This is a genomic window from Kribbella sp. NPDC054772, assembly GCF_053611945.1.
This window is the reverse complement of record NZ_JBSHBJ010000039.1, coordinates 56,732-76,746: the sequence shown is the minus strand read 5'-3', so window position 1 is coordinate 76,746 and position 20,015 is coordinate 56,732. Positions and strand designations below refer to the sequence as shown.

At 69.3% G+C, this 20,015-nt stretch carries 20 protein-coding genes; 9 read left to right on the top strand and 11 right to left on the bottom strand.

Annotated elements, in window-relative coordinates; all coding sequences use genetic code 11:
• The 5 genes from ACWGID_RS36645 to ACWGID_RS36625 form a co-directional block, all read left to right on the top strand.
• A partial coding sequence (locus ACWGID_RS36645) for a cytochrome ubiquinol oxidase subunit I (protein WP_452203956.1) occupies positions 1 to 1,031 on the top strand: 1,031 nt, incomplete at its 5' end.
• Positions 1,028 to 2,071, top strand: coding sequence for a cytochrome d ubiquinol oxidase subunit II (locus ACWGID_RS36640; RefSeq protein ID WP_452203955.1), 1,044 nt, complete (start codon positions 1,028 to 1,030; stop codon positions 2,069 to 2,071). The genes ACWGID_RS36645 and ACWGID_RS36640, both read left to right, overlap by 4 nt.
• A 94-nt stretch (positions 2,072 to 2,165) precedes the next feature.
• Complete coding sequence (locus tag ACWGID_RS36635; protein ID WP_452203954.1) at positions 2,166 to 4,025, top strand: glycoside hydrolase family 15 protein; 1,860 nt, start codon at positions 2,166 to 2,168, stop codon at positions 4,023 to 4,025.
• Positions 4,022 to 5,389 carry an NAD(P)/FAD-dependent oxidoreductase gene (locus tag ACWGID_RS36630; RefSeq protein ID WP_452203953.1) on the top strand — a complete coding sequence of 456 codons (1,368 nt, stop codon included), beginning with the start codon at positions 4,022 to 4,024 and terminating at the stop codon, positions 5,387 to 5,389. Before ACWGID_RS36635 ends, ACWGID_RS36630 begins: the two co-directional genes overlap by 4 nt.
• An 11-nt stretch (positions 5,390 to 5,400) precedes the next feature.
• Positions 5,401 to 6,954, top strand: coding sequence for a GMC oxidoreductase (locus ACWGID_RS36625; RefSeq protein WP_452203952.1), 1,554 nt, complete (start codon positions 5,401 to 5,403; stop codon positions 6,952 to 6,954).
• Here ACWGID_RS36625 and ACWGID_RS36620 read toward each other — a convergent pair.
• From ACWGID_RS36620 to ACWGID_RS36605, 4 genes are all read right to left on the bottom strand, one after another.
• Positions 6,951 to 9,065 (bottom strand): LuxR C-terminal-related transcriptional regulator, encoded by a 2,115-nt coding sequence (locus ACWGID_RS36620; RefSeq protein ID WP_452203951.1) that lies wholly within the window; start codon positions 9,063 to 9,065, stop codon positions 6,951 to 6,953. The genes ACWGID_RS36625 and ACWGID_RS36620 overlap by 4 nt on opposite strands.
• A gap of 197 nt (positions 9,066 to 9,262) precedes the next feature.
• Positions 9,263 to 10,666, bottom strand: coding sequence for a glucose-6-phosphate dehydrogenase (gene zwf / locus ACWGID_RS36615; protein WP_452203950.1), 1,404 nt, complete (start codon positions 10,664 to 10,666; stop codon positions 9,263 to 9,265).
• An 18-nt stretch (positions 10,667 to 10,684) separates the two neighbouring features.
• On the bottom strand, positions 10,685 to 10,981 hold the full coding sequence (locus tag ACWGID_RS36610; protein WP_452203949.1) for a hypothetical protein: 297 nt from the start codon (positions 10,979 to 10,981) through the stop codon (positions 10,685 to 10,687).
• A gap of 147 nt (positions 10,982 to 11,128) precedes the next feature.
• On the bottom strand, positions 11,129 to 11,671 hold the full coding sequence (locus ACWGID_RS36605; protein ID WP_452203948.1) for a hypothetical protein: 543 nt from the start codon (positions 11,669 to 11,671) through the stop codon (positions 11,129 to 11,131).
• 138 nt (positions 11,672 to 11,809) lie between these two features.
• Here ACWGID_RS36605 and ACWGID_RS36600 point away from each other — a divergent pair, with 138 nt between their 5' ends.
• Positions 11,810 to 13,141: a serine hydrolase domain-containing protein gene (locus ACWGID_RS36600; RefSeq protein WP_452203947.1), complete on the top strand. Its 1,332-nt coding sequence runs from the start codon at positions 11,810 to 11,812 to the stop codon at positions 13,139 to 13,141.
• On the opposite strand, the gene ACWGID_RS36595 is transcribed toward ACWGID_RS36600, so the two are convergent.
• Positions 13,122 to 13,787, bottom strand: a complete 666-nt coding sequence (locus ACWGID_RS36595) for an amidohydrolase family protein (RefSeq protein WP_452203957.1) — start codon at positions 13,785 to 13,787, stop codon at positions 13,122 to 13,124. The genes ACWGID_RS36600 and ACWGID_RS36595 overlap by 20 nt on opposite strands.
• Positions 13,750 to 14,238, bottom strand: coding sequence for a hypothetical protein (locus tag ACWGID_RS36590; RefSeq protein ID WP_452203946.1), 489 nt, complete (start codon positions 14,236 to 14,238; stop codon positions 13,750 to 13,752). The genes ACWGID_RS36595 and ACWGID_RS36590 overlap by 38 nt, the downstream gene beginning before the upstream one ends.
• A gap of 6 nt (positions 14,239 to 14,244) precedes the next feature.
• Here ACWGID_RS36590 and ACWGID_RS36585 point away from each other — a divergent pair, with 6 nt between their 5' ends.
• Positions 14,245 to 14,442, top strand: a complete 198-nt coding sequence (locus tag ACWGID_RS36585) for a hypothetical protein (RefSeq protein WP_452203945.1) — start codon at positions 14,245 to 14,247, stop codon at positions 14,440 to 14,442.
• Here the strand turns inward: ACWGID_RS36585 and ACWGID_RS36580 are convergent.
• Positions 14,439 to 15,143, bottom strand: coding sequence for an SDR family NAD(P)-dependent oxidoreductase (locus ACWGID_RS36580; protein ID WP_452203944.1), 705 nt, complete (start codon positions 15,141 to 15,143; stop codon positions 14,439 to 14,441). The genes ACWGID_RS36585 and ACWGID_RS36580 overlap by 4 nt on opposite strands.
• 80 nt (positions 15,144 to 15,223) lie before the next feature.
• On the opposite strand from ACWGID_RS36580, the gene ACWGID_RS36575 reads away from it, so the two are divergent.
• Complete coding sequence (locus tag ACWGID_RS36575; protein WP_452203943.1) at positions 15,224 to 15,583, top strand: winged helix-turn-helix transcriptional regulator; 360 nt, start codon at positions 15,224 to 15,226, stop codon at positions 15,581 to 15,583.
• Here ACWGID_RS36575 and ACWGID_RS36570 read toward each other — a convergent pair.
• The 4 genes from ACWGID_RS36570 to ACWGID_RS36555 all read right to left on the bottom strand — a co-directional run bounded on the left by ACWGID_RS36570 (position 15,580) and on the right by ACWGID_RS36555 (position 19,127).
• Positions 15,580 to 16,569 (bottom strand): cobalamin B12-binding domain-containing protein, encoded by a 990-nt coding sequence (locus tag ACWGID_RS36570; protein ID WP_452203942.1) that lies wholly within the window; start codon positions 16,567 to 16,569, stop codon positions 15,580 to 15,582. The two genes, ACWGID_RS36575 and ACWGID_RS36570, sit on opposite strands and share 4 nt — an antisense overlap.
• Complete coding sequence (locus tag ACWGID_RS36565; RefSeq protein ID WP_452203941.1) at positions 16,566 to 17,873, bottom strand: PP2C family protein-serine/threonine phosphatase; 1,308 nt, start codon at positions 17,871 to 17,873, stop codon at positions 16,566 to 16,568. The genes ACWGID_RS36570 and ACWGID_RS36565 overlap by 4 nt, the downstream gene beginning before the upstream one ends.
• Positions 17,860 to 18,267 (bottom strand): STAS domain-containing protein, encoded by a 408-nt coding sequence (locus tag ACWGID_RS36560; RefSeq protein ID WP_452203940.1) that lies wholly within the window; start codon positions 18,265 to 18,267, stop codon positions 17,860 to 17,862. Before ACWGID_RS36560 ends, ACWGID_RS36565 begins: the two co-directional genes overlap by 14 nt.
• A 173-nt stretch (positions 18,268 to 18,440) precedes the next feature.
• The gene (locus ACWGID_RS36555) at positions 18,441 to 19,127 is read right to left on the bottom strand and encodes an ANTAR domain-containing protein (RefSeq protein WP_452203939.1); all 687 of its coding nucleotides are present in this window, start codon (positions 19,125 to 19,127) and stop codon (positions 18,441 to 18,443) included.
• 196 nt (positions 19,128 to 19,323) lie between these two features.
• Here ACWGID_RS36555 and ACWGID_RS36550 point away from each other — a divergent pair, with 196 nt between their 5' ends.
• The gene (locus ACWGID_RS36550; protein ID WP_452203938.1) at positions 19,324 to 20,010 is read left to right on the top strand and encodes a GAF and ANTAR domain-containing protein; all 687 of its coding nucleotides are present in this window, start codon (positions 19,324 to 19,326) and stop codon (positions 20,008 to 20,010) included.
• Positions 20,011 to 20,015 lie beyond the last annotated feature (5 nt).

The window sequence follows — 20,015 nt, the reverse complement described above, 5'->3', positions numbered from 1 at the left end:
CCGCGAACGCCTGGATGAACGCGCCGGGCGGCTTCACGATGAACGCGAACGGCGAGATCACCAAGGTCGAGCCGCTCGAAGTGATCTTCAACAAGGCGATGCCGTGGCAGTCCGCGCACATGGTGGTCGCGGCGTACCTGGTCGGCGGGTTCCTGATCGCGTCGGTGTACGCGACCGGGATGCTCCGCGGCCGGCACGACCGGTACCACCGGATCGCGTTCACGATCGCGTTCACGGTCGCCGCCGTGATGACCCCGATCCAGATGGGGGTCGGCGACACGCTGGCCCGGTGGGTGTACAACAACCAGCCGGAGAAGTTCGCCGCGATCGAACTCGTGCCGACGACGAAGTCCGACGTACCCGAGACGTTGCTGGGCAAGCTCAACGCGGACGGCACGATCTCCGGCGGCATCCCGATCCCCGGGCTCGCGTCCTGGCTGTCGGATCCGAAGACCGGTAAGTCGACCGTCGTCCAGGGCCTGAACAGCGAGGCCGTTGCCGATCGCCCGACGATCCGGGAGACGAACACCGTCCATCTCGCGTGGGACATCATGGTCGGGCTCGGCACGCTGCTCTTCCTGCTGTCGGTCTGGTACGGCGTGACCTGGCTCTTCCGGCGGCACATGCCCAAGAGCCGGGCGTTCCTCTGGATCGCCGCGGGCAGCGGAGTGCTGGCGGTGATCACGATGGAAGCCGGGTGGGTGGTCACCGAGGTCGGCCGGCAGCCGTGGATCGTCTACAACCAGATGAAGGTGGAGCAGGCAGCCACCGCGAACACCGGCGTCTGGATCACGTTCATCTGCGTCTTCATCCTGTACGCCGCGCTCGGGGTCACGACGATCCTCGTACTGCGGGGCATGAGCCAACGCTTCCGCCGCTCGGGCGGGTTCATCGAGGGCGACTCGCCGTACGGTCCGACCCAGGCGGGCGCAGCCAAGGAACCGCCGGTCGAGCAGGTCGAGGAACCCGTCGAGGAACCGGCCAAGGAGCCGGTCAAGCAGGAGGCCAAGGCGAAGGACGGGGCGCCGTGAGTACGACGGTCGCCATCGTCCTGCTGCTCGCGCTGGCGGCGTACGCCGTGTTCGGCGGCGCGGACTTCGGCGCCGGGTTCTGGGACCTGGTCGCGGGCGGGCCGGATCGCGGCGCGGAACCGCGGGCGGTGATCGAGCGGTCGATCGGGCCGGTGTGGGAGGCGAACCACGTCTGGCTGATCTTCGTCTTCGTCGTCACGTGGACCGCGTTCCCGTCGGCGTACGAGTCGATCGTGCTGACGATGTTCGTCCCGCTGACGCTGGCCGCGCTCGGGATCGTCCTCCGCGGGGCGAGTTTCGCGTTCCGCAAGGCCGTGGTCACGTTGCGGTTCCGGCGGATCTTCGGTGGCGCGTTCGCGTTGTCGTCGGTGCTCGTGCCGTTCTGCATGGGTGCGATCGCGGGTGGCATCGCGTCCGGGCACGTGCCGTCGGGCGGCAAGGCCGGTGACCCGGTCGACAGTTGGCTGAACCCGACGTCCATCGTGACCGGGGTGCTGGCGGTCGCCGTGGCGGCGTACCTGGCGGCGGTGTACCTGGTCTGGGACGCTCGGCACTTCAGCGAGTTCGCGATGGGTGAGTACTTCCGCCGGCGCGCTGTGCTGAGCGCCGTCGTCGCCGGGGTCGTCGCGGTGGCCGACCTCGTCGTCGTGAACGCCAAGGCGTCGTACGTCTTCGACGGCCTGATGTCGAGAGGCCTGCCGACCGCGATCCTCAGCGTCCTCTGTGGTGCCGGGGCCCTGGTCCTTTTGATGCGGTACGCCGCCCGTGGCGCAAGGGTGCTCGCCATCCTGGCGGTCGCCCTGATCATCGTCAGCTGGGGTATCGCGCAGTGGCCGTATCTCCTGCCGGTGAGCCTCACGATCAAGGCCGCCGCGGCACCCAACAGCACCTTGGTGACGTTGGTGGTGGTCGTCGGTCTGGCCGCGCTGATCGTGGCACCGGGCTTCGTCCTGCTCTACGTCCTCGACCAGCGCGCGATGCTCCCGGAGGAGGGCACCGAAGACGTCGGCGACCGCCCGCTGGACGCGCCGGCGGGCTGAGCCGCGCCCCAATCATCACTGGCGGATGATCCGCCGCTCGCGGCACCCGGCCGATCGTGGGTGGAGGCCACGACCGAACCAAGGAGCCCTCGCCATGACCTCGACGTCACCGTTCCCGCCGATCGCCGACTACGCGTTCCTGTCGAACTGCCACACCGGCGCCCTGGTCGCCCCGGACGGCTCGGTCGACTGGCTCAGCATCCCCGCGTTCGACGCACCGAGTGTCTTCGGCAACCTGCTGGACCGCGGCGCCGGGTCGTTCCGGTTCGGTCCGTACGGCATCAACCAGCCGACCGCTCGGGTGTACGTGCCGGGCACGAACGTGATGACGACGACCTGGCACACCCCGTCCGGCTGGCTGCTCGTCCACGACGCGCTGACAATGGGTCCGTCCCAGGGCCCGGACACCGTCACACCGCACACACGGCCGCCGGCCGACGACGACGCCGACCACCTGCTGGTCCGGACCGTCGAATGCCTCGACGGCTCCGCCGAGATCGAACTCGTCTGCGAGCCGGCCTTCGACTACGGGCGGGTCCCGGCCGAGTGGACGATGGTCGGCGACGACATGCACGCCGCGGACGCGACCGGAGCCGGTAAGACCTTCCGGCTGAGCACCGGCATGCTGATCGGGATCGAGGGAAGCTCCGCCCGGGCCCGGCATGTGATCACCAAGGGACAGAAGGCGTACTGCGCGCTCTCCTGGGCCGAGGGACTCGCGTCGCCGGCCGGCCTGGACGACGCCGTGGCGCGGATCGAGGCGACGATCCGGTTCTGGCGCAACTGGCTGGCCCGGGCCCGGATCCCCGACCACCGGTTCCGGCATCCGGTGGAACGCTCGGCACTGACCATCAAGGGTCTGACTTACATGCCGACCGGGGCGACGGTCGCCGCGGCCACCACGTCGTTGCCGGAGACACCGGGTGGCGCCCGCAACTGGGACTACCGCTACACCTGGATCCGGGACACCACGTTCACCCTGCAGGCGCTGCACTACCTGAACCTGGACTGGGAGGCGAACGAGTTCATGCAGTTCGTCGCCGACCTGGAGCCGAACTCGGACGGCGCGCTGCAGATCATGTACGGCATCGACGGCCGCCGCGACCTCGCCGAGACCACCCGGGACGACCTCACCGGCTACGAGGGCGCCAGTCCGGTGCGGATCGGCAACGGCGCCTACAACCAACGGCAGAACGACGTGTTCGGAGCGGTGCTGGACTCGATCCTGCTGCACACGATCCGGAGCAAGCGGCTGCCGCGTCGGTTGTGGCCGCTGGTGGAGTCGCAGGCCCAGTGTGCGATCGCGTCCTGGCACGACCCTGACCAGGGCATCTGGGAGGCCCGCGGCGAGCCCCAGCACTACGTCTCCTCGAAGCTGATGGGCTGGGTGGCCCTGGACCGTGCGGCCAGGCTGGCCCGGATCCGCAACGAGGAGGGCCTCGCCGAACTGTGGGCGAAGACGGCCGAGGAGATCCGTGAGGACATCCTCGAGCACGGCGTGAGTGACCGCGGTGTCCTGCGGCAGCACTACGACACCGACGCGCTGGACGCCTCGACCCTGCTCGCCCCGCTGTTCGGCTTCCTCCCGGCGAGCGACGAACGGATGCGGGCCACCGTCGAGGCGATCGACAAGGAACTGACCGAGAACGGGTTCGTCCTGCGCTACAAGACCGACGAGACCGACGACGGCATGTCCGGCAAGGAGGGCACGTTCCTGATCTGCTCGTTCTGGCTGGTCTCCGCGCTCGCGATGGTCGGCGAGGTCGATCGCGCCCGGAGCCAGATGGAGCGGCTGCTGCGGATCCAGTCGCCGCTCGGCCTGTACGCCGAGGAGTACGAGGTGGACCGGGCCCGGCACCTGGGCAACTTCCCGCAGGCGTTCTCGCACCTGGCCCTGATCGGAGCCGCCGGCCGGATCATCATCAACGATCTCCGGGAGGAGCTGTCGCTGTGACCGAGCACGCGGTGACCGAGCAGAAGGACGAGAGCCCGCACGTCGTCGTCCTCGGCGGCGGGCTCGCCGGGGTGGCGTGCGCGCACACCCTCGGCGACGAGGGGGTCCGGGTCACGTTGGTCGACCGCAACGACTACCACCAGTTCCAGCCGCTGCTCTACCAGGTGGCGACTTCCCAACTGCCGGCCGAGGACATCGCCCGCCCGCACAAGGCGATCTTCCGCGAGCACCCGACGGTCGAGGTCCGCACCGCCGACGTCGCTGAGATCGACACCGAGAAGCTGGCGGTGACGTTGAAGAGCGGCGAGCGGATCAGCGGCACCCACCTGGTGATCGCGGCCGGCTCACGCCCGCAGTTCTTCGGCGTACCGGGCGCGGCCGAGCACGCGTACCCCTTGTACTCCGTCGTCGACGCGGAACGGTTGCGGCTGCACATCCAGGACATGGTCCAGGCCGGCGCCAAGTCCGATGACGACGACGGCGCGCTGGACGTCGTCGTGGTCGGTGGCGGTCCGACCGGTGTCGAGATCACCGGAGCGATCACCGAGTTGATGGCGGCCCTCGTCGCCACCGAGAAGATCCCCAAGGCCGGCCAGATCACGCTGGTCGACCGCGGGAAGGCGGTACTGGCCCCGTTCTCCAAGAAGTCGCACAAGTACGCGCACAAACGGCTCGTCGAACAGGGGGCCGATCCGCGCCTCGGGACCGGCGTGACAGCCGTGCACTCCGACCGGGTCGAGTTCGACGACGGTACGTCGATCCGGACCCGGACCGTCATCTGGGGCGGTGGCGAGTCGGCGGCGGCGGTGGTGAAAACCGCGAAAGATCTGCCCACGGGGCGTGGCGGGCGGATCGACGTACAGCACGATCTCACCGTGGACGGGCATCCGCACGTCTACGCGATCGGCGACGTCGCGAACATCCCGGCGAAGGACGGCAGCATCTACCCGCAGCTCGGCTCGGTCGCCCAGCAGTCGGGGGCGTGGGTGGCCGCGAACATCCTGCGTGAACTGCACGGGGACAAGGCCAAGCCGTTCCACTACAAGGACAAGGGCATCATGGCGATGATCGGCCGGAACGCCGCCGTCGCCGAGGTCGGCAAGCGCCGGCACCAGATGGAGGGACCGCTCGCCTTCGCCGCCTGGCTCGGCGTGCACGCGATGCTGCTGAGTGGCGCGCACAGCAAGACCGACGCGTTCATGTCCTGGGCCTGGGACTACTTCGACCGCGACCACGCCGCGACCGTCGAGTGGTCCACCACGCCGCAGCGGATCGCCTGGGGTGACGACTCCGCCGACGTCCCGCACATCCACGTCGACCGAGACGACTCGACCCCGTCGGCCGGCAGCAACCAGGCGGAATGAGGAGAACAGCCATGGCCGAGCAGTACGACGTTGTCATCATCGGATCGGGAGCAGGGGGCGGGACCCTCGCCCACCGGCTCGCCCCCTCGGGGAAACGGGTGCTGATCCTGGAACGCGGCGACTGGCTCCCCCGCGAGGCCGAGAACTGGGACGCCGAGGCGGTGTTCGTCGACAACCGCTACATCTCCAAGGACCAGTGGTTCGACGGCCACGGCAAGCCGTTCCAGCCGCAGGTGCACTATTTCGTTGGCGGCGCCACCAAGTTCTACGGCGCCGCCCTCTACCGACTGCGGGAACGCGACTTCGGCGAACTGAAACACCACGGCGGGATCTCGCCGGCCTGGCCGATCTCGTACGACGTGATGGAGCCCTACTACACCCAGGCCGAGCAGCTGTACCAGGTGCATGGTTCGCGCGGTGAGGATCCGACCGACCCGCCCGCGTCGGCGCCGTACCCGTATCCCCCGGTCTCGCACGAGCCGCGGATCCAGAAGCTGTTCGACGACATGGCCGCGGTCGGGCTGCACCCGTTCCACGCGCCGTGCGGCGTGATGCTGGACGAGAGCAATCCGGCCTTCAGTACCTGCATCCGGTGCGCGACCTGCGATGGGTTCCCGTGTCTGGTGCACGCGAAGTCCGATGCCGACGTGATCGCCGTTCGGCCCGCGATCAAGCATGACAACGTGACGTTGCTGCGCAATGCCGTCGTACGCCGCCTTGAGACCGACGCGACCGGACGGACGGTCACCACGGTCGTCGCCGTGGTGGACGGTACCGAGCAACGGTTCGCGGGCGACGTCGTCGTCCTGTCCGCGGGGGCGGCCAACTCGGCGAAGATCCTGCTGGCGAGTGCGAACGACAAGCATCCGCACGGGCTGGCGAACGGGTCGGACCAGGTCGGGCGCAACTACGTGTTCCACAACAGCCGGGCCTTCCTGGCGGTCTCGACCGAGAAGAACGACACCCGCTTCCAGAAGACGCTCGCCATGAACGACTACTACTTCGGCGACGAGGACTTCGACTACCCGATGGGCAACCTGCAGATGGTCGGCAAGTCCTCGGCTCCGATGTATCGCGGCGAGAAACCGGTGGAGACATTGGTCGCGCCAACCTTCGCGCTGCGTGACGTCGCCGAACACGCCGTCGACTTCTGGCTGTCGGCCGAGGACCTCCCCGACCCGGACAACCGGGTGACACTCGATGCCGACGGCAACGTCGTGCTGAGCTACACGCCGAACAACACCGAGCCGATGGAGCAGCTGTACAAGCGGGTGAAGAAGAACCTGGGCAAGCTGGGGATGCACCCGCACCACCTGATCTCGCGCAACGTCTACATGAAGAACGACATCCCGGTCGCGGGCTGCGCGCACCAGGCCGGCACGGTCCGGTTCGGGCACGACCCGGCGACGTCGGTCCTCGACTCCGACTGCAAGGCGCACGAGGTCGACAACCTGTACGTCGTCGACACCAGCTTCTTCCCGAGCATCGGTGCGGTGAACCCGGCGCTGACCGCGATCGCCAACGCACTGCGGGTCGGAGACCATGTGCTGGAGCGCCTTGGTTAATGGGACATGCCGGTCTCGGCCATCAGCTCGACCACTTCCCGGCGCGAGGAGGCGCCGAGCTTGCGGTAGACCGACTGCGCCTGTGACTTCACGGTGTGCCGCGAGACGTACAGCTGCGCGGCGATCTCCGGGAAGGACAGGTGGGTCGGCAGCATCCGCACCAGCCGCAGCTCGGCGGTCGTCAGCGAGGAGAAGCCGGCCGAGGCAGCCACGGTGATCTGGTCGACGCGGGTCCGCAGCTGCGCGATCGCCGCCGGCAGGGTGCCGAGGTCGGGGCGGCGGCGCAGGATGTTCTGGGCCTGTTCGAGGACGGCGTGCGCACCGGCCGGGTCGACCAGTGCCATGTACGTGCGGGCGAGCTCGAGCAGGGCCTGGACCGACACGATCGGGAGCGCGTAGGTCAGGAGTGGTCGCAGTTCGGCGGCCCGCCGGACGAACTGGCGGGCCTCGCGCATCTCTCCGCGACGGGCGGCCGAGTGCGCGGCGGCGGCGTACACCAGGGCGCTGGTCCAGTACGCCTCGTAGTGGCCGGTGTCGACGAGCTCCAGAGCGCGTTTGAGCATCGCGTCGCCGGCGGTGGGCTCGCCGCGCTCGGCCGCGATCAGGGACTGCTCGGCCAGGATCAGCGCGGCCAAGGGAGTGACCCCGAAGCCGGTCGCGACGTCGTACGCGTGGGTGAAGCCGATGTCGGCGCGCTCGAGGTCGCCGGAGACGAACCAGGACAGCGCCTGCGACTGCAGCATCGTCGCGCGGAACGGGCTGGCCGGGCTGAGTCCGTCGAGCGCCAGGATGCTGTCGGCCCGCATCGCCTCGGGCCCCTCCCGGCTGAGGTTGGCGCGCATGTACGCCAGCGTCGCGGCGACCGTGCTGCCGTCGGACAACGTGCCGCTCACCGGCAGGCTCTCCGCGACCGCGACCCAGCGCTCGGCCTCCCGCGGGCGGCCGAGCAGGGCGAAGATCAGGGCGCCGTGCGCGGCGATCGCGGCGTAGTGCGGCACCCGCGGGCGGTGGTCGAGCAACTCCATCCAGCCGTGCACGGTGTCGACACGGCCGCCCGCCCAGACCGGTTGCATGAGTTCGAGGACGAGCCGGGCGACCCGTTCGGTGTCGCCCGCCGCGTCGGCGTGGTCGATGGCGGCCTCGGGTGTCCCGACCGCCTCGAACCAGTCGGCGGCGCGGGAGTGCAGCTCGGTCCCGAGGTCCGGATCACCGCGGCGCAGTTCGGCTTGGAGCAGTTCGCGGAACAGATGGTGATACCGGTACCACTCGCCGTGCCGGTCGAGCGGTACGACGAGCAGGTTGTGCCGCTCGAGGTCCGCGAGCATCCGGGCAGAGTGCTTCCCACCCAGAACGGCGTCGCACAACGGTCCGCTCATGCGGTCGAGGACCGACGTACGGACCAGGAAGCTCGCCTGGTCGGGAGACAGTCGCGCCAGTACTTCGGACCGTAGGTACTCGTCGATCAGGCGATCGTCGCCGGCGAAGCTGAAACCGGTCGTCGGCGCACCGGACTGGATCGCCAGCGCGGCCAGGTACAGGCCGGCCGGCCAGCCCTCGGTACGGCGTACCAGCTCCTCGACCTCGGCCGGCGACACCTCGGTCCCCGCCAGGCGTAGCAGCGCGGCTGTCTCGACGTCGTTCATCGCCAGGTCTCCGACACCGATATCGACGAGCCGGCGACCGATCCGCAACCGGGACAGCGGGAGCGGCGCCGGATCGCGCGACGCGACCGCGAGCCGCCAGCCGGCCGGCACCCGGAACGCGAACTCGGCGATCGACGCCGCGCACTCCGGGCTCGTGATCTCCTCGACATGATCCAGTACGACGACCAACGGCGACCGCAGCCCGGAGATCGACCCGACCAGCCGGGGTACGGCGTCGACGCCGCCACCCGACGCGGCGAGCAGTGCCCGCGACTGCGCGCCGACCGGCTCGATCTGGTCGAGCGCATCCAGGATGCCGGTCCACAACGCGACCGGGTCGTTGTCGGAGCGCTCGCACGACACCCACGCCACCCGTGCGCCGAACCGCGCCGTCCACTGGGCGAGCACAGTCGTCTTGCCGTAGCCGGGCGGCGCCACCACGGCGACCACCGGCTCCGGTGATTTCATCAAGCGATCGACAACCGCGGTCCGCGGAACCAGTCGCTCACGCGCACCCAAGATCCCGGACCCCACGCTGTGGCCCCCAGGCGTCACGGTCGGTGCGACGGGAACGGAGGTGCCTCCCGAACCTGCGTCCGGCCCCTGCACACGGCCGAGGATACGCCCGGTCGTTGAACGCGCGCCGATCTCCACTCAGTGCGGGGTCAGCTCGAGATCCACGGCAGCTGCCAGCCACCGAACCCGTCCGGCACCCGGTCGGCGGCCGTCGGGCCCCACGTCCCCGGCTTGTAGGTGTGGACCGGCGTCGGCGCGTCGATCAACGGCTGCATCACTCGCCACGTCTCCTCGACCGCGTCCTGGCGGGTGAACCGCGTGCTCTGACCGGTCATCGCCGCGTGCAGCAGCACCTCGTACGGCGTGGGTGCCTCGCCACCCTCCTTGCTGAACTCCATGTCGAGGTTGATCGGCGCGGCCCGGACCGAGTCGGCGCGATGCGCGTCCACCTGGATCCGCACTCCGGTGGACGGGTCGAGCCGGATCACAAGCTGGTTCGACTCCGCGAGATGCCCGGGGGGCGCGAACCCCAGCCGGGGTGAGCGTTTGAACACCAGGCGCAGCTCGGTCTGCGTCTCCGGCAGCCGCTTGCCGGTCCGGATGAAGAACGGGACGCCGGCCCAGCGCCAGTTCTCGATGTCGAGCCGGAAGGCGGCGTATGTCTCGGTGGTCGAGGTCTGCGCGACCCCGTCGATGTCGAGGTACCCGTCGTACTGGCCGCGGACGTAGTGCTTGGGGTCGGCTTCCTCGACGGCCCGGAAGAGCGCGGTGGTCGCGTCCTTCAGCGTGCCAGGATCGCCGCGCGACGGCGGTTCCATCGCGGCGGCCGCGACCACCTGCATGAGATGGTTGACGCCTACGTCGCGCAGCGCGCCCACCGGGTCGTAGAAGTGGCCGCGGTCCTCGACGCCGAAGCTCTCGGCCATCGTGATCTGCACACAGTCCAGGTAGTTACGGGTCCACAGCGGTTCGAGGACGGCGTTCGCGAACCGCAGGTACAGGATCTCCTCGAGCCCCATCTTTCCGAGGTAGTGGTCGATCCGGTACAGCTGGGACTCGTCGATGTACTGGTGCAGCTCGTCGGCCAGTGCCCGGGCGGACTGCTGGTCGTGGCCGAACGGCTTCTCGACCACGACCCGGGCACCGGTGGTGAGCCCAGCCTCGGACAACCCCTGCACCACCCGGCCGAACAGGAACGGCGGGATCTCCAGGTAGAACACCGGCGTCTCGGCGCCCTTGATCACCTCGCCGACCCGTTCGTAGACCGACGGGTCGCCGAAGTCACCGCTGACGTACGACAGCCGGGCCGCGAACCGGTCGAAGACCGCTTGGTCGATCTTGACGCCGGTACCCTCGATCGACGTCCGGGCGCGCTCGATCAGCTGGTCGAGCGTCCAGTCCTGCGCCGCCACCCCAACGATGGGGCAGTCGAGCAGACCGCGCGCCTCCAGCCGGTAGAGCGAGCGAAACGTCATCACCTTGGCGAGATCGCCGGTGATCCCGAAGATGACCAGGACGTCCGCGGTCGATGGCTCCGTTACCGTCTGCGCCATGCCTACCCCACCTCAATTTCAGACCGGCCGGGGCTGCCGGCCGGGAATCTGGTTGCGCTGGGTCGCGCTCGCGGCCCAGTGCGCGATATCGCCCAGCGCGGCCAGCCCGATCCAGAACCAGTCGAAGCCGTGCAGTCCGCCCGCTTGCCAGAGCAGCAGGTAGATCAGGGTCGTGAAGGGCAGGAAGATGATGCCCAGCAACGGCCAGATCCAAGAGCTGAACGCCGCGTCGACCCGTTCCGGCCGCGCGACCCACACGATGAGCACGCCCAAACGCGGGAAGAACCCGGCCAGCAACGCCAGCAGGCAACCCATCAGCCCACTCCCCCCTTGCCGATCAGTTGGTCAGTCGGTCGGTGTCGTTACCGACGGCGGCGCGCCGTACGACGGGAAGTCCGTCGTGCCACCCTGCGAGAGCCGAACATGGGGTCACCTCCAACGCCTCGAGTTCCGGCCGCGGCGTCATTTCGCCGCGGCGGCCTTCTCCATCTGCTGCATTTCCTTGGCCTCTTCGGCCTCCAACAGTCCGATACTGACCAGGTCGACCGGGCTGATGAAGCCGTCGGCCAGCCGGAAGCCACCGGCCCGGGCGACGGCGTCGCGCAACGGGACCGCCCAGTGGTGCTCGATCAGCACCAGCGCCGCGGCCGAGTCGTTCGGGATGTCCTCCAGGACGTCCCAGGCCTCTTCGTCGTCGAAGACCTCGAACCCGTCGGCGGCCGCCTCGGCACCGGCCTCGGCACCCTTCTCGATGCCTTCCTCGCCCTCGATCCCGAGGCCGATCAGCGCACCGATCTTCGTGCCCAACTCGACGGCCTCGTCCGTGGTGAGGTTGCTGAGGTGCGCGACCTCCATCTCACCCTCGGCGTCCTTGTGGACGGCCAGCGCGTCGATCACCCGGATGGCGTCGGTCTCGCGCAGCCTTTCGAGCTCTTCGATGATCTCCCCGTGGAAATTCGGATGGTTGAACCCGAGCACCACCAACTGCACCGGTCCGATCGCCATGCGGTTCTCCCCCTCCAGGCCAGTTCCGTACCCAGGCGACGGCAGTCGCTCGCCGCGCCCCCATCCTCACCGCCACCCGAAGCCAGCAACATCATCCGCGGCGGGTGATTAACCCCGTGCCGCTGTAGAAAGAGGGGCATGCCGGTAGCGAGCAGAACACTGGACGAGCTACAGCGGCGGCTGCCCGGGTTGCTCGTCGAGCATCAGGTCCCGGGTGTCGCGGTCGGGGTTTGCGACGCGGAGTCGGCGTTGTGGTCGGCCGGATTCGGGGCCACTCGGGCAGGTGGTGATGAGGCGGTCGGCGCCGGGACGATGTTCAGCGTGCAGTCGTGTTCGAAGATGTATACGGCGACTGCGGTGCTGATCGCGGTTCAGGAAGGTCTCGTCGAGCTCGACGTGCCGATCACGCGGTACCTGCCGGAGTTCCGGGTCAACAGTTGCTTCGAGGAGGGGCCCGAGCGGCTGATCACGCTGCGGCATCTGCTCAGTCACACCGCCGGGTTCACGCATGAGGCGCCGGTCGGCTCGAACTATCTGGTCGGCCGGGAGTCCTTCGCGGCGCACTGCGAGAGCATCTCCGACACGTGGCTCCGGTTCCCGGTCGGGCACCACCACCAATACTCCAACCTCGGCATCGATCTGGCGGGCTACATCCTGCAGCGCCGCAGCGGGCAGCCGTTCCATGCTTTCGTACGGCGGGTCCTGCTCGCCCCGCTCGGGATGACGCGGACGACATTCGACCCGCGGGAGATCGCGCGGGCAACGGATCGGGCGATCGGACACACGGCCGGCACGACGCGGCTACCGGTCCGGGTCCCGATGGTTGCCGCCGGTGGCCTGTACACGACCGTCAACGACGCCTTCCGCTACATCCAGTTCCACCTCTCCGGAGGTGCGTCCCTGATCGATCCCGCGCTGCTCGCCGAGATGTACCGGAGCGATCAGGGGTACGGCCTCGGTCTCGCGTTGGCGCACGCGGACGGAATTCCAGTCCGCGGGCACGGCGGCGGCGGTTTCGGATTCCTGTCCGACATCTACTGGGCGCCCGAGGAACAGTTCGGGGTCGTCGTACTGACGAACTCGACGGACCACTCGCTGCAATGGCAACTGGCCAGCGACATCTTCCGTGACCTGCTCCCGGACAGCCCACGTCGCGCAGCAGCTCCCGAACACGTCGCCGAGCCCCCGGAGTCCCTGGCCGATCTGGCGGGTGCGTACGACGGCCCCGCCGCGGAGGCCGAGCCGGACGGACCGTGGAACCGTGACTACGCCATCCGGGCCAGCGGCGTCCCGAACGGAACCGCCAGACTGCGCAAGGAGAACGACGTCCTGCTCTTCAACCACTGGCACGGCGAAACCCTCCGCCTCCGCGAACACACCTCAGGCATCTACGTCGCAGCCAACGGCGAGACCCTCGACCTCACCCGCACCCCGCCCACCTACGCGAACGTCAGACTCCACCCGCAGTAGCCCGCACGAACGTCGGTGGGAACAGATCGGAACCGTCCGCCGCGCGCGGTCCGTACGCGGCCCGCATGTGGTCGAAGAGCTCCTGTGCCTCAGCCCGCAGCGCTGCGAGGTCGAAGCCCGGGAGTTGTCCGTCGCGCATCACGATGCGGCCGCCGATCATGGTGAGCCGGGCGCCGCGGGCGTGGCCGTTCATGATCAGCGTTCGCACCGGGTCGTCGAGTACGCCGTCCCGGAAGTCGTCGAACCCGAACGCAGTCAGATCCGCTGTCGCCCCGACCGCGATCCGCCCGAGGTCGGGCCGCTCGAGGGCGTCGGCGCCGGCCAGGGTCGCCGCGCGGACGTAGTCCTCCACCGGCGCGGCATCGAGCGCACCGTCGATCACCTTGGCCACGTTGCTGCCGACGTCGATGCCCCGGATCAGGTCCGGCGGGAACGAGTCGGTGCCCAGAGCGATCCGTACGCCGGCATTCCGCAACCGCCCGAACGAGCGCAGTGCAACGCCGTACCGCAGGGACGTCAGTGGGCAGTGGATGATCGTGATCCCGTGATCGACGAGCATCCGGAGACCGCGGTCCGGGGCACCGGACACCGGCACACCGTTGCGCCGGTCATGGTCGTCGGTCGCCGGGTCGCCGTCCAGGTAGATGCCGTGCGGGATCAGCAGCCGAGGCCCGAGTACGCCGAGCCTCTCGAGCGCCGAAGTACCGCAGTCCGAGCGCCTCCGCCTCCTCGGCCATCGCGACGGCGTCCTCGTACGACTCCGCCCACTCGCTGTGTACCTCGCTGGCGATCGGCATCGCCGACGTGATGCCGTGCGCGATCAGCTGCGCGAACGCGAACCGGCGGACCGTCCGGCGCTGGTCCGCGTCGAACGTGTGCCGCCGACCGTTCGCGGCGTATTCCGGTGACCACTCGACCGTCCGCGACGACCAGGAGTCGAGGAGCGCGTGATCGATGTCGGACACCGCGTCGAGGTCGATCAACCCCGGCATCAGCAACGCGTTGCCGAGATCGACCCGCTCACCCGCGGCGGTCGCGCGCGGCGGGCCGACGTACGAGATCGTCGTACCGTCGACCTCGACCTGGCCCGGGGACAACAGTTGATGGTCACCGTCGACGTACCTGAGTACGTGATCGGCGGTGACAACGATGCTGGTCAGCGCAACTCACCTCCGTCAGCGACCAAACGGCCGCCGTGGATCACAGTACGGTCGCATGTCGTGAAGGTCGCCTCCGCCTTCGAGTCCATGCGCGAACTCGACGGCGAAGACTTCGGCTACCGCAGGACAACCAACTCCTAAGCGACCTTGTGCCGCGCACCGCCCTCGAGGTGGATCGTCTCGCCGGAGACGAAGCCCGCACGGACGAGCCACAGCACCGCGTCGACGACGTCCTCGATCTCACCATGCCGCCCGACCAGCGATCCGGCGGCACTCTTCTGCAGTACTCCGGCCTTCCGGTCACCCAACCGGTCCCAGGCACCCGAGTCGACGACACCGGGTGAGATCGCGTTGACCCGCACCGGGGCGAGATCCGCCGCGAGGTGGCGCGCGGCGTACTCGACCGCTCCGTTGGTCACTCCCTTGACCAGCGAACCCGGCCCGGGACGCCACCCGACGACACCGGAGAACAACAGCATTGACCCGGTCGGCCGCAGGATCGGACCGAAGTGCTTGGCGAGCAGCATCGGCCCGATCACCTTCGCCGTGAACGCGGCGACGAGCTTGTCGTGATCCAGCTCCGCCGTGCGTACGTCGTGCGGCGCCGACCCGGTCGTCACGAGATGGTCGATCCCGTCGCGCAACTGCTCGGCCGCGGCCGCGATCGTCGTCTCGTCCTGCAGGTCCAGGTGGACGGCGCTCGCACCGACCTCGTCCGCGAGCGCCTGCGCCCGGGCCAGATCACGCGCGCCGACCACCACGTCGTACCCCTCCTTCACGGCACGTCGCACTACCGCCGCGCCCAGCGCCCGCGCGCCGCCGACCACCAGCATCCGTTCCATCACGGTCACTCCCTCTCGTAGGATCGGGCTCAACGGTATGGATTTGATACCGGTATCTTCAACGGAACCGGGAGGCCCCGATGGGCAAGGCGTACAACGTGATGGCGGCGACGTGTCCGAGCCGCACCGTGCTGCATCGGATCGGCGCCCGCTGGACGGTGTTCGTCGTCAACGCGCTCGACGACGGCCCGCGGCGGTTCACCGAACTGAAGGCGCACATCCAAGGCATCACGCCGAAGGTCTTGACCGAGACCCTGCGGTCGCTGGAGCTCGACGGACTGATCAGCCGGCACGAGTACGCCGAGAATCCGCCGCGGGTCGAGTACGACCTGACACCGCTCGGACGTTCCCTGCTCGGTCCGCTGCGTGCTGTCCGGCTCTGGGCCGAACAGCACGTTCCCGACATCGAAGCGGCCCGGGCCCGAGCTCTCACGCCCTAAGGCCAGGACGTATCGAGAAGCGTCGTTGCGAGCGGGTAGTCGCGAAGGGTCCGGGTCAGTTCGTTGCGCAGGTCGTCCAGCAACGTCGGTGACTGGGCGCGGAACTCCAGCAGTGCCGACACCCACCAGACGGTCTGCGCGATCGGGCGTGGGTCGGCGGTGAGCAGCGCCGCCCAGACGGCGTGCAGCAGCTGCTCGATGCAGTCCTTGACCAGGTCGAGGTCGAGATCGCAGCCGCTCCCCGGCCAGCGGGACATCAGGTCGAGGATCAGCCCCGAGTGCGCCAACTCGAGCGCGGCCTGCTCGGCGACCTCGCCCGCGGGCAGCGGCGCGGCCGCCGAGACCACGGCCGGCATCGTCCGCATGATCTCGATGGCATCGCTCGCGTCGGCCGCCCACGCGGTGGCGCCCAGGCTACGAGCGCGGAGGTCGTCCGACCCGAAGGCCGGACCACCGACGAGCACCGGGATGCCCGCGGCCTTCGACGCCTCGATGAACCGTCTCGTGGTCGGCAGCGAACCGAGCACCGAGCAACTCACCGCCAACGCGTCCGGGCCGAGGTCCTGCAGGTACTGGCTCAGTCGCAGCGCCGGCGTGGAGGCGCCGAGCAGCGTCGTGTTCCAGCCGTCCGAACGCAGGGCGCAGTCGATCATCATCGCGGGCAGCGCATGCCACTCACGTTCCGCGCACGCGACGACCACACGGCCGCGCACCACGGGCCGGCGCCGTACCTCGCGAGCGATCGCCTCGGTCGCCGACATCGCCACCGCGGTCGCGGCATGTTCCTCCGCCACCGACCACTCGCCACGCTGCCACTTCTCGCCGACCACACGCTGCGCAGCGCCGACGACCTCGGTGAGCAGAGAGATCGGATCAGTGCCGCTAGCGAGCGCTGCGTCCACCACGGCCAAGGCCGCCACGCTGTCAGTGCTCGCCACCGCGCTCTGGAACTCGGTCAACGCCGGTCCGAGATCGACTACCGTCACAAGCTCGCCCCCGCACAACCGACAGACAGTACGGCGATGTCGTCGTGTGACCGTCCCGCGAGATGCTCGACCACGTCCTGCTCGAGCGCGGCACACACCACGTCAGGCCCCGCCCCGGCGTACCGGCCGAGCAGCTCGCGTAACCGGTCGTGGCCGTAGAACCCGGACTCGCCGCGGGCTTCCTCGATACCGTCGGTGAACAGCACGAGCTGATCGCCGGGCGCCAACCGGACGGTGGCGGTCGAGTACTCCTCGTCGGCGACGACTCCGAGTACCGCGCCGTCCGCCGCGACTTCGCTGACCTCGCCGCCGGAGCGCACCAACAGTGGCGGGGCGTGACCGGCCACCGCGACGTCCACCGTCAACCCGTCCTCGCCCCCGGACCGGATCCGTAGACAGACCAAGGTGACGAACCGGTTCGAGACGTCGTTGTGGAAGACCGAGCTCAGCGCCGACATCAGCGCCCCCGGATCGCGCTCGAAATGCGCGGCCGTACGAATGCTCTGCCGGGTGCGGCCGGTCAGGACCGCCGCCTCGACACCCTTGCCGCACACGTCGCCGAGCGCGATCAGCCAGTCACCGCCCGAGCCGAACACGTCGTAGAAGTCGCCACCGATGTCCAACTGCTCCGCCGCCGGCCGGTACCGCGCACCGAGCGCCACACCCGGGATCTCCGGCAGCGGCGGAGGCACCAGGCTGTCCTGCAAAGCCTCGGCGATCTGCCCCCGCTGTTCGTAGAGCCGCGCGGAGTCGAGCGCGAGCGAGGCCCGGGCCGCGATCCGCTCGGCCGTCGCGATGTCGTCCGGGCCGAACCCGCGTCCCTGCCCGCGCACCAGGATCAACGCCCCGAGCGTCGCGCCACGCGCGGTCAGACCGGTCGCAAGTACGTCGGCCGGTCGCAGCGACGATGCCTCCTCGCGCAGTTGCGGATGCGGCACCAGACTCGCGAGTCCGTCCTCGATTCCTGCGGTCGCAACATGCATCAGCTCGGTCAGACCGTTCGCCAGCACCCGTTCGAGCGCCTTCCCGGCCAGCCGCCGCCGCGGCACCGTCACCACGCTCCCGAGGTCGTTTCCACCGAACACCTGAAGTCCAGTGCCGCGCGGGTTGATCAGCGCGACCACCGCCCAGTCGGCGACCTCGGGACACACGCCGTCGAGCAGCCGCAGCACCGACCGCCGCATGTTGAGCGAACCCGTCATCGCCAGACCGATCTCGTCCGCGAGCTCCGGCCGAACCGCCGTCGTACCGGCGATGTCGAGGTCGACGCGTCGCAGCTCGTCGATCCCGTCAGCCTCGCTCACGGGACCCCATCTCGAAGCCCGGTACGACGGCCTGCGCCGCCGCACCGTCGACGGTACGAACCGCCTCGTCGACCGTCTCGTACAGCGCGAACACCTTGTGCAGCTTGGTGATCTTGAAGATCCGGTGCACCCGCGGCCCCGGCGCGGCGACCAACAGCGCCCCGCCCTGCGCCGCCGCGTCCTTGTGCGCCCCGACCAGCACCCCGAGCCCGCTGGAGTCCATGAACTCGATCCCGGCCAGGTCCAGCACGATCGGCCGCGCCCCGAGCCGGGCCTTCAGTTCCTCGGTGAGCGCCGGCGCGCTCTCCAGATCCAGGTCACCCACCACCTGGACGAGCACGTACGCACCGGCATCGGTGGTCCGGATGACGAGTTCGGCACCTTCGTCGATCATGACGCAGCATCTCCTTGCCGGGACGCCGCTCGATCAGAGCGCAGACGTCCGGGCGGCTCAGCGCACGCGGGCGTGCGGAACCTGTTCACGGCTGCTGGCTAAACCGATCGACCTCGGTTACAACTATCACCACCACGGCTCACGGGCAAGCGGTACGGCGGCGCGGCGGTCACTCAGCCGGGGGCGAGCAGGTCCTGATCGTCGATCACGCGGCCGGCGATGTCGCGCAGTTTGACCTTGTGCTCGAGCGAGACCTGACTGAGGACGTCGTACGCCTCGCGGCTGTCGATGCCGTAGCGCTCCATGAGGATCCCGAGGCTCGAGCTCACCACCCGGTGCGACTCGATCGACGCCTGCAGGCGGTGCTGGTACCAGAGCGTCTCCATGGCCAGCGCGACATGGGTGGCGAACCGCTGGAGATCCACCTGATCGGCGGCCGTTCCGGTCCAGTACAGCGACAACACACCGACGGCTCGGCCCCGCCCCGGCACCAGCGGGACGTGGGTCAGCCCACGGACGCCGGCTTCGGTCAGACCCGCGGCGAGGGCGGGCACGTCACGGATACCGACTGACACGTCCACGGAGAGCGACTCGCTCGCGGCGAGTGTGCGATGCCAGGCGCTCGTCGGTACCGCTGCCTCGTCACGGACGAACCCGGCCGCCGTACCGGCGACGTCGAGCAGCGTTGCGCCGCGGCTCAGGGTCGCGGCTCCGACCAACGAGCACGCGAAGATCTCGGCGGCCAGCTCGGCCGTCACCACGAGCAGTTCGTTCATCTCCCGGGCCGAATGCAGCCGCAGCGCCACGTCGCCGAACGTGGCTGCCGTCGGGCGTACGACCCGCTCGCCATCCGATCGCATGGGACTCCTGTCCGGGACATGGACCGGTCGATACCAAGGCCCGCTGCTGAATCTCGGGCGAGATCATAAGCGATCCTGCCGCGTTCTGGATCCCCTGGACATCTCGTCGTACCTGCTGCTGCGCCGCGGGGCCGGGACACCGCACAATGAGGGGCAGTGGTCGGCGTCGCCGGCCTGTGCGAGGTGAGGTTGACAGATGGAACTCCCAGAGCTGGCCGGCATGATGAGCACGGTCGCCGACACGTTGCGGACGCCGGTCACGGTCGAGGAGTCGCTCGAGCTGATCACGACCAGCGCGGCCGGGACGATCCCCGGGATCACCGGTGCCAGCGTCTCGGTGACCAACAAGGACAACACCATCAAGACGCTCGCCTCCACCGACCCGCTGGTGGCCGAGGCCGACGATCTCCAGCACGAGCTCGGCGAAGGACCGGCCATCGCGGCGGCCCTCAGTGAACCGGTCGTCCAGGTCGACGACATGGCCACCGACCAGCGCTGGCCGCTCTACGGCCCGAAGGCCGCCGCGCTCGGGCTGCACTCACAACTGGCGTTCCAGTTCCGCGCCGCGCCCAACGTGCGCGGCTCCCTCAACCTGTACGCCGACGAACCGCAGGTCTTCGACGCCGACGCCCGCTACCTCGCCGGGATGTTCGCCGACTGGACCGCGGTACTGCTGGGCTGGGGCCGGCAGGAGATCACGATGTCGCAGGCGCTGGAGAGCCGGACCACGATCGGCACCGCCATCGGGATCCTGATGGAGCGCTACCAGCTCGACCAGAACCGCGCGTTCACGTTCCTGGCCCGCACCTCGCAGACCGGCAACGTCAAACTCCGCGACGTGGCGGCCGGTGTCGTCGCCGAGGCCGCCCGCAAGGCGCGCTGAGGAAC